Raw genomic sequence first — 8727 nt, forward strand, 5'->3', positions numbered from 1 at the left:
CGGCGTCGTGCCCGGCGCGCGCGGACTGGTCTGGCCGGACGGATCGGTCGGGCTGGTGGGCGTCGTGGCGGGCGCGGGCGTGGTTTGCCGCGCCAGCGCCGGCGTCGCGATCGCCACCGCGGCGATGGTCAGGAAGGGGGTGAACCGCATGAGGATGCTCCTTGATGGTGTCGCCAGATCAACAAGGAGCGCCGCATGACGGTTCCGTCATCCCGACGGCTGGTCCCTCAGGACCAACCGTTCATCGCGGTTTCGAGGTTGGCGCGCACCGCCTCGAAAAACTGCTCGGTCGTCATCCAGGGCTGGTCCGGGCCGATCAGGATGGCGAGGTCCTTGGTCATGTGGCCCTGTTCCACCGTTTCGATACAGACCCGCTCCAGCGTCTGCGCGAAGCGCGTCACGTCGGGCGTGCCGTCGAACTGGCCGCGATATTTGAGGCCGCCCGTCCAGGCGAAGATCGATGCGATCGGGTTGGTCGAGGTCGCCTTGCCCTGCTGATGCTGGCGATAGTGGCGGGTCACGGTGCCGTGCGCGGCCTCCGCCTCGATCGTCTTGCCGTCCGGCGTCATCAGCACCGACGTCATCAGCCCCAGCGAGCCAAAGCCCTGCGCGACCTGATCCGACTGGACGTCGCCGTCGTAATTCTTGCACGCCCAGACGAACTCGCCCGACCATTTGAGCGCGCTGGCGACCATGTCGTCGATCAGCCGGTGCTCGTAGACGATGCTCGCGTCCTTGAACCTGTCGACGAACTCCGCCTCGAACACCTCGGCGAAGATGTCCTTGAAGCGGCCGTCATAAGCCTTGAGGATGGTGTTCTTGGTCGAAAGGTACAGCGGCCATTTGCGCCCCAGCGAGTAGTTCATGCTAGCGCGGGCGAAGTCGCGGATCGAGTCGTCGAGATTGTACATCCCCATCGCGACGCCGCCGGCGGGGAAGTCGAACACCTCGTGGCTGATCCGCTGGCCGTCCTCGCCCTCCCAGGTCATCGTCAGCTTGCCCGGGCCTGGCACGACGAAGTCGGTCGCCTTGTACTGGTCGCCGAACGCATGACGGCCGACCACGATCGGGTGCGTCCAGCCGGGGATCAGGCGCGGCACGTTGCGGATCACGATCGGCTCGCGGAAGATCACGCCGCCCAGGATGTTGCGGATCGTCCCGTTGGGCGAGCGCCACATCTTCTTGAGCCCGAACTCCTCGACGCGCGCCTCGTCGGGCGTGATCGTCGCGCACTTGACCGCGACGCCATAGCGCTGCGTCGCCCTGGCGCTGTCCACCGTGACCTGATCGTCGGTGGCGTCGCGCTGCTCGATGCCGAGGTCGTAATAGTCGAGCTGGATGTCGAGGTACGGCTTGATCAGGCGCTCGCGGATCCACTCCCAGATGATGCGCGTCATCTCGTCGCCATCGATCTCCACGACGGGTGTCTTCACCTGAATCTTGGCCATACACGGTTCCTGCTGAAGGGTGCTGGCGCGGCGTCTAGGACGGGGGCGGGAGGCAATCAAGGCGAGCGCGGACGCGCGTGGGGACGGCGCCGTTTGCGCGCGGCGACGCGTCCGGGTAAGCCCCGCGCGCATGGCATCGCTCGACAAGCCGCCGGTGGAAACCACCACCGTCAAGTGGCGCTTCCCCGCCATCCACTCCGAAGGCTATAAGTTCGTCGCAATCGCGGTGGGACTGACGCTGTTGCTGACGATCGTGTCCAACGTGCTGTTCTGGCCGATGGTCGGGCTGACGGCGTGGGTCGCGATCTTCTTTCGCGATCCGGTGCGCGCGACGCCGCAGGGCCCCGGGCTGATCGTGGCGCCCGCCGACGGACTGGTCACCATGATCGAGCGCGTACCCGTGCCGGCCGAGCTGGACGGACCCAACGGGCTGAGCGGCGTGCTGACCCGCGTATCGATCTTCATGTCCGTCTTCGACGTCCACATCAACCGGACGCCGATCGCGGGCACGGTGCGGCAGGTCGTCTATGTCTCCGGCAAGTTCCTCAATGCCGATCTCGACAAGGCGAGCGAGGAGAACGAGCGACAATATTTCGTCGTGGAGGGCCATGACGGCCGGCGCGTCGGCTTCACGCAGATCGCCGGCTTGGTGGCACGGCGCATCCTGGGGTTCGTCAAGAGCGGCGACATCGTCGCGGTGGGGCAGCGCATCGGACTGATCCGGTTCGGCAGCCGCGTCGACGTGTTCCTCCCGGAGGATTGCGTGTGCCAGGTGGCGCTGGGGCAGCGGAGCATCGCGGGCGAGACGGTGATCGGACGCGCCGGCGGAGCGCCGGTGACGGCGGTGGCGCAGTGAGGACCTTCTGCTCCCCTCCCGCAAGCGGGAGGGGTTCGGGGTGGGCAAGCGGCCTGATCGGGAAGACCCTGATCGAAGCGGGAGCCCATTCCCCGGCCCCCTCCCGACAGCGGGAGGGGGGTAGGTGAGCCTGCCGCCTCGCCTGCGCCCGCGCCGCCCCGTTCGCGGCATCCCATTGCGCGCGGTGCTGCCCAACGCGCTTACTGCGCTGGCCCTGTGTTCCGGCCTGTCGGGGGTGCGTTTCGCGATCGGCGGCGAGTGGGAGCGGGCGGTGGGGATGATCCTGCTGGCGGCCGTGCTGGACGGGCTCGACGGGCGCGTCGCGCGCCTGTTGCAGGGCGAGAGTCGGTTCGGGGCGGAACTCGACTCGCTGTCGGACGCGATCTCGTTCGGGGTGGCGCCCGCGCTGATCCTGTATCTATGGTCGCTGCAATATGCGCCGCGCGCGGGCTGGACGTGCGCACTGATGCTGGCTGTGTTCTGCGCGCTGCGGCTGGCCCGGTTCAATGCGCAGATCGATGCGAGCGATCAGCCGCGCAAGGCGGCGGGATACTTCACCGGCGTGCCGGCGCCGGCGGGCGCCGGGCTGGCGCTGTTGCCGCTGTTCGTGTGGCTGTGGAGCGATGTCGGCGTCGCGCGCTCATGGTGGCTGGTGGCGCCGTGGACGGCTGGGGTCGCAATACTGATGGTGTCGAGCCTGGCCACCTATAGCTGGCGGTCGTTCCGCCTGCGCCGGCATGTCCGGTTCGAGGCGATCGCGGCGGCGGTGGTGCTCGCGGCGGCGTTCGTCTCCGCGCCATGGCAGACCCTGACCGTGATCGCCGGCGGCTACCTGCTGACGATCCCATTCAGCGCGGCGGGCTATGCCCGGGTCAGGCGGCGCGCGGTCGCCGGACCGCAACGGTGGCCGGCGCCGTCGACGCCCGATGCCTGACCACGATGCGATGCTCCGCCACCGCCAGCGCATGCAGCGGCTGAACCGGCTGCTCGACCTGACCGATCATGAGCCGGAGCATGCGACGCCATTGCGGCGCTACCGCTGCCCAGATCGACAGCAGCGCCAGCGCGGCCGCGCCCGTGAATACCGCACTCGCCACCAAATTGACCATGCCCGCCTCCCTGACGACCAATTCCTCGATGCAGCGAACGGCAGTTTTATCCACAGGTTCCCCGACCCTCGAAGGAACCAAAGCCCGCCGTGCGGCAGATCATCGAAGTTCCTGCCGCGACCTCTTTATGTTCCGTTCTCGTTCTGGCGTCAAGCGGTTGCGTTCACACGCCGCCCCGCCTAGATGCGCAGCCTTCAATCCCACATGGGAAGCATCATAGCCCGGTGTCCCCGATCCGATCGGGGATCATCCGCTTCCCAGAGGCTCAACCGGAAGGAGTTATCCCCATGGCGGCACCCGTCGTCTCCATGCAGCAATTGATCGAGACCGGCGCGCATTTCGGTCACCAGACGCACCGCTGGAACCCGAAGATGAAGCCGTACATCTTCGGCGATCGCAACGGCGTCCACATCCTCGACCTGTCGCAGACCGTGCCGCTGTTCGCGCGGGCACTGGAGTTCGTCTCCTCGACGGTGGCGGCGGGCGGCAAGGTGCTGTTCGTCGGCACCAAGCGCCAGGCGCAGGAGCCGGTGGCGGACTCGGCGCGGCGCGCCAACCAGCATTTCGTCAACCACCGCTGGCTGGGCGGCATGCTCACCAACTGGAAGACGATCAGCAACTCGATCAAGCGCATGAAGGCGCTGGACGAGCAGCTGGGCGGCGACACGGTCGGCCTGACCAAGAAGGAAGTGCTGCAGCTGACGCGCGAGCGCGACAAGCTGGAGATGAGCCTGGGCGGGATCCGCGACATGGGCGGCATCCCCGACGTCATGTTCGTGATCGACGCCAACAAGGAAGAGCTGGCGATCAAGGAAGCCAACACGCTGGGCATCCCGGTGGTGGCGATCCTGGACTCGAACGTTTCGCCGGACGGCATCGCCTTTCCGGTGCCCGCCAACGACGATGCGAGCCGCGCCATCCGCCTGTATTGCGAGGCGATCGCGATCGCAGCGACACGCGGCGGGCAGGAGCAGGTGAGCCGTCGCGGCGGCGACATCGGATCGATGGCGGAGCCGCCGGTGGAGGCGGCGCTGGCCGAGCCGTCGCCGGTCGACGCGGCTCCGGTCGAGGCGGTCGCCACCGAGGGCGCTGAAGCAACGGCGTAACAATGAAGGGGCAGGGCCGGTCGGGCGACCGGCCCTGCCATTCGTGCCGAGCGACATCGAGGCACTTTCCCGGACCTGTCCCGCGACTTCGCTCGGGACGAACGGGATCAGATCGAGGACCACGGACATGGCCGATATCACGGCGGCGATGGTGAAGGACCTGCGCGAGAAGAGCGGCGCGGGGATGATGGACTGCAAGAAGGCGCTGGGCGAGACGTCGGGCGACATGGACGCGGCGATGGACTGGCTGCGCACCAAGGGCCTGGCGGCGGCGCAGAAGAAGTCGAGCCGCACGGCCGCCGAGGGGCTGGTCGGCGTCGCGACCTCCGGCACCATCGGCGCGGCGGTGGAGGTGAATTCCGAGACCGACTTCGTCGCCAAGAACGACCAGTTCCAGAGCTTCGTGCGTGAGGTGACGCACATCGCGCTCGCCACCGGCGCCGACGCGGAGGCGCTCAAGGCGCAGGCGATGGCGTCGGGGACGACGGTGGCCGAGGTGCTGACCAACAACATCGCGACGATCGGCGAGAACCAGTCGCTGCGCCGCGCCCGGCAGCTGTCGGTGAGCCAGGGCGCGGTCGTGTCCTATGTCCACAACGCGGCGGCGCCCGGCCTGGGCAAGATCGGCGTGCTGGTCGCGCTGGAGTCGGCGGCGGGTGACGAGGTGCTGCAGGGGCTGGGCAAGCAGCTGGCGATGCACATCGCGGCCGCCTTTCCCAAGGCGCTGAACGAGGCGGACCTGGACGAGGCGGAGATCGAGCGAGAGCGCGCGATCGCCACCGAAAAGGCGCTGGCCGAGGGCATGAAGCCCGAGTTCGCGGCCAAGCGCGTCGAGGGTTCGATCGCCAAGTACCGCAAGGAGCACGCGCTGGTCTCCCAATTGTTCGTGATGGACGGCAAGACCAAGATCGCCGACGTGGTCGCCAAGGCGGGCAAGGACGCGGGCGCGCCGATCGTGCTCGCCGACTATGTCCGCTTCCAGCTGGGCGAGGGGATCGAGAAGGAGGTCGGCGACTTCGCCGCCGAGGTCGCGGCGGCCTCCGGCGTGCCGCAGAAGCCCAAGGACGACCAGCCGGCGTCATGATGCCTTGAGGGCGAGGGCAAGGAGAAATGGTGCATCCCTTGCCCTTGGCCTTAACCCCGTATAGCCCCTCGCCATGCCCGCCGCCTCGTTCAAGCGTGTTCTCCTGAAGCTGTCGGGCGAGGTATTGATGGGATCAGGCGAGGGCGGCGGCGGGCTGGCGATCGATCCCGCCGTCACCGCGCGCGTGGCGCAGGAAATCGCGGATGTCCGTGCGCAGGGCTATGAGCTGTGCGTCGTGGTCGGGGGCGGCAACATCTTCCGCGGCATCTCCGCCGCCGCCAAGGGGATCGAGCGCGCGACCGCCGATTACATGGGCATGCTGGCGACCGTGATGAACGCGCTCGCCGTGCAGAACGCGCTGGAGCAGATCGGCGTCGAGACGCGGGTCCAGTCGGCGATCCCGATGGCGGCGGTGTGCGAGCCGTTCATCCGGCGCCGCGCCGAACGCCACCTGCAGAAGGGCCGGGTCGTGATCTTCGCCGCCGGCGTCGGCTCGCCCTATTTCACCACGGACAGCGGCGCGGCGCTCCGGGCGGCCGAGATGAAGTGCGACGCGCTGTTCAAGGGCACCAGCGTCGACGGCGTGTACGATGCCGACCCGAAGAAGGTGGCCGGCGCGCGGCGCTATGACACGATCGGTTTCGGCGCGGTGCTGTCGCAGGACCTCAAGGTGATGGACGCGTCCGCCGTGGCACTGTGCCGCGACAACAACATCCCGATCGTGGTGTTCAACATCCGCGAGCACGGCAATTTCGCCGCCGTGCTCGCCGGGCAGGGCACCTCCACGATCGTCCAAGCCGAGGAGATGGCCGATGCCCGCCTATGACAAGTCAGACCTGGAACGCCGCATGACGGGCGCGGTCGAGGCGCTCAAGGGCGATCTGGGCGGGCTGCGCACGGGACGCGCGTCGACGGCGCTGCTCGATCCGGTGACGGTGGAGGTCTATGGATCGCACATGCCGCTCAACCAGGTCGCGACCGTCTCCGTGCCCGAGCCGCGTATGCTGAGCGTACAGGTGTGGGACAAGAGCAATGTCGGCCCGGTCGAGAAGGCGATCCGCTCGGCGGGGCTGGGACTCAACCCGATCAACGACGGTACGACGTTGCGCCTGCCGATCCCCGACCTGACGGAGGAGCGGCGCAAGGACTTGGCCAAGCTCGCCGGCTCATATTCGGAAAAGGCGAAGATCGCCGCGCGCAACGTGCGCCGCGACGGGATGGACGCGCTCAAGACCGACGAGAAGAAGAACGTCTTCGGCGAGGACGAGCGCAAGCGGCATGAAGGGGAGCTGCAGAAGCTGACCGACAAGACGATCGGCGAGATCGACGCGGCGGCGGGCGCGAAAGAGAAGGAGATCCTGGGCAAGTGAAGGGGCCGCGCGCCTCCTATCATTCCCGGGAGGGCGGGTGATCGTGGCCACGGCGCTGTCCCCCGAGCTCGCGGTCGTGCCGCGTCACGTCGCCATCATCATGGATGGCAACGGGCGCTGGGCGAAGGGCCGGCACCTGCCGCGCCTCGCCGGGCATCGCGCGGGCGTGGAGGCGGTGCGCAAGGTGACGCGCGCGGCGCGGGCGATGGGTGTGGAGGCGCTGACGCTCTACGCCTTCTCCTCCGAGAACTGGCGGCGGCCGGCGGACGAGATCAGCGATCTGATGGGGCTGTTGCGGTGGTTCATCCGCTCGGACCTGGCGGAGCTGACGCAGGAGAACGTGCAGCTGCGGATCATCGGCGACTATCGCCGCTTCCAACCCGATCTGGTGACGCTGGTCGACGACGCGGTGGCGCGCACGGCGGGGAACACTGGCCCCATCCTGGCGATCGCACTCAACTATGGCGCGCAGGCGGAACTGGCGGCGGCGGCGCGGCGGCTGGCCGCCAAGGTGCTGACGGGTCTGCCGGCGGAACAGATCGACGAGGCGGCGATCGAGGCGGAACTGGACACCGCCGCGCTGCCGCCGCTCGACCTGCTGATCCGTACGTCGGGCGAGCAGCGCTTATCCAACTTCCTGCTCTGGCAGGCGGCCTATGCGGAGCTGATGTTCGTCGACACGCTGTGGCCGGATTTCGATGGCGACGCGCTGGCGGCCGCGATCGACGCGTTCGGGCGGCGCGAGCGGCGCTACGGCGGCCGATGAGCGAGGCGCCGCCGGCCCTCAAGCCGCCGTCCGACCTCGTCCAGCGCACGCTGGCGGGGGTCGCGATGATCGTCGTGGCGCTGGTCGCGGTAGGGCTGGGCGGGTTCGCCTTCTGGCTGCTCTGCGCCGTGATCGGCGTGGTGATGATGGCCGAATGGGCGGACCTGACGGGCGCGCGAGGCTCCGAGAAACGCCTGGCGATGTTCGCCGCGTTCGTGCCGCTGGCGATCATGGCGCCGGTCGCGGCGGGCCCCTGGTTCCTCGCGCTCGGGCTGATCGCGGCGGCGTTCTTCTTCATCGTCATCGTCACCCGCAAGCCGTGGCTGGCGAGCGGCGCCTTCTATGTCGGCGTGCCGATCCTGGCCCTGCTGCTGGTGCGCGAGCAGCAGGGCTGGATCGACGGGCTGATCTGCACGGTCTGGCTGCTGGCGACCGTGTGGCTGACCGATATCGGCGCCTATTTCGCCGGCCGCGCGATCGGTGGACCAAGGCTGGCGCCGGCGATCAGCCCGGCCAAGACCTGGGCGGGGCTGGCTGGTGGCGTGGTCGCGGCGTCGCTGTGGGGCGTCCTGCTGCACTGGACCGAGGGGCTGGCGCTACGGCTGACGCTGGCGACCCCGGCGCTGGCGGTCGCGGCGCAGGCGGGCGACCTGTTCGAGAGCTGGCTCAAGCGGCGCGCGGGCGTGAAGGATTCGGGCAATCTGTTGCCCGGCCATGGCGGCGTGCTCGATCGGCTCGACGGGCTGGTGCCGGTGGCGCCGCTCGCGGCCGCGCTGGTGCTCTTCCCCGTCGCCTGGCAGCGGCTGTTCGCTTGAGGCCAGGCGAGTGAGAACCGTCACCGTGCTGGGCGCGACCGGCTCCGTCGGCACGTCGACGCTGGACCTGATCGAGCGCGAGCCGGACCGGTTCCGGGTGCGCGCGCTGACCGCGCATCGCGATGTCGCGGGGCTGGCGGCGGCGGCGCGGCGCACGCGCGCGGCGATCGCCG

The 8727-nt window shown here is 68.8% G+C and carries 10 protein-coding genes and 1 pseudogene; 10 read left to right on the top strand and 1 reads right to left on the bottom strand.

Going from position 1 to position 8727, the window contains the following annotated elements; translation table 11 throughout:
• Positions 1–227: 227 nt before the first annotated feature.
• Positions 228–1448 carry an NADP-dependent isocitrate dehydrogenase gene (locus HUU95_RS03080; RefSeq protein WP_174278757.1) on the bottom strand — a complete coding sequence of 407 codons (1221 nt, stop codon included), beginning with the start codon at positions 1446–1448 and terminating at the stop codon, positions 228–230.
• A gap of 130 nt (positions 1449–1578) precedes the next feature.
• Between HUU95_RS03080 and HUU95_RS03085 the strand changes: the two genes are divergently transcribed.
• The 10 genes and pseudogenes from HUU95_RS03085 to HUU95_RS03130 all read left to right on the top strand — a co-directional run.
• Entirely contained in the window at positions 1579–2304 is a 726-nt protein-coding gene (locus HUU95_RS03085; protein ID WP_174278758.1) for a phosphatidylserine decarboxylase, read from the top strand.
• Positions 2305–2428: 124 nt separating this feature from the next.
• Complete coding sequence (locus tag HUU95_RS03090) at positions 2429–3238, top strand: CDP-alcohol phosphatidyltransferase family protein (protein ID WP_174278759.1); 810 nt, start codon at positions 2429–2431, stop codon at positions 3236–3238.
• Entirely contained in the window at positions 3231–3596 is a 366-nt protein-coding gene (locus HUU95_RS03095; RefSeq protein ID WP_174278760.1) for a hypothetical protein, read from the top strand. The genes HUU95_RS03090 and HUU95_RS03095 overlap by 8 nt, the downstream gene beginning before the upstream one ends.
• A 104-nt stretch (positions 3597–3700) precedes the next feature.
• A complete protein-coding gene (rpsB, locus tag HUU95_RS03100) occupies positions 3701–4519 on the top strand; it encodes a 30S ribosomal protein S2 (protein WP_174278761.1) in 819 nt (272 codons plus the stop codon).
• 127 nt (positions 4520–4646) lie between these two features.
• Positions 4647–5603: a translation elongation factor Ts gene (gene tsf, locus HUU95_RS03105; RefSeq protein ID WP_174278762.1), complete on the top strand. Its 957-nt coding sequence runs from the start codon at positions 4647–4649 to the stop codon at positions 5601–5603.
• 73 nt (positions 5604–5676) lie between these two features.
• Positions 5677–6429 (top strand): UMP kinase, encoded by a 753-nt coding sequence (pyrH, locus tag HUU95_RS03110; protein ID WP_174278763.1) that lies wholly within the window; start codon positions 5677–5679, stop codon positions 6427–6429.
• A complete protein-coding gene (gene frr, locus HUU95_RS03115; protein WP_174278764.1) occupies positions 6416–6973 on the top strand; it encodes a ribosome recycling factor in 558 nt (185 codons plus the stop codon). The genes pyrH and frr overlap by 14 nt, the downstream gene beginning before the upstream one ends.
• Positions 6974–7010: 37 nt before the next feature.
• Positions 7011–7739 (top strand): isoprenyl transferase, encoded by a 729-nt coding sequence (locus tag HUU95_RS03120; RefSeq protein ID WP_174278765.1) that lies wholly within the window; start codon positions 7011–7013, stop codon positions 7737–7739.
• Positions 7736–8554, top strand: coding sequence for a phosphatidate cytidylyltransferase (locus HUU95_RS03125; RefSeq protein WP_174278766.1), 819 nt, complete (start codon positions 7736–7738; stop codon positions 8552–8554). The genes HUU95_RS03120 and HUU95_RS03125 overlap by 4 nt, the downstream gene beginning before the upstream one ends.
• Before the next feature lie 10 nt (positions 8555–8564).
• A pseudogene (locus HUU95_RS03130) lies at positions 8565–8727 on the top strand (1-deoxy-D-xylulose-5-phosphate reductoisomerase); the annotation flags it as partial.

The sequence above is a fragment of the Sphingomonas bacterium genome, from assembly GCF_903643065.1.
GTDB lineage: Bacteria > Pseudomonadota > Alphaproteobacteria > Sphingomonadales > Sphingomonadaceae > Sphingomonas.

What these genes read in the sequence shown, in the direction of transcription:
- rpsB (WP_174278761.1), top strand. Translation starts at nt 3,701, where the DNA reads ATGGCGGCACCCGTCGTCTCCATGCAGCAATTGATCGAGACCGGCGCG.
- tsf (WP_174278762.1), top strand. Translation starts at nt 4,647, where the DNA reads ATGGCCGATATCACGGCGGCGATGGTGAAGGACCTGCGCGAGAAGAGC.
- frr (WP_174278764.1), top strand. Translation starts at nt 6,416, where the DNA reads ATGCCCGCCTATGACAAGTCAGACCTGGAACGCCGCATGACGGGCGCG.
- HUU95_RS03085 (WP_174278758.1), top strand. Translation starts at nt 1,579, where the DNA reads ATGGCATCGCTCGACAAGCCGCCGGTGGAAACCACCACCGTCAAGTGG.
- HUU95_RS03080 (WP_174278757.1), bottom strand. Translation starts at nt 1,448, where the DNA reads ATGGCCAAGATTCAGGTGAAGACACCCGTCGTGGAGATCGATGGCGAC.
- pyrH (WP_174278763.1), top strand. Translation starts at nt 5,677, where the DNA reads ATGCCCGCCGCCTCGTTCAAGCGTGTTCTCCTGAAGCTGTCGGGCGAG.
- HUU95_RS03095 (WP_174278760.1), top strand. Translation starts at nt 3,231, where the DNA reads ATGCCTGACCACGATGCGATGCTCCGCCACCGCCAGCGCATGCAGCGG.
- HUU95_RS03125 (WP_174278766.1), top strand. Translation starts at nt 7,736, where the DNA reads ATGAGCGAGGCGCCGCCGGCCCTCAAGCCGCCGTCCGACCTCGTCCAG.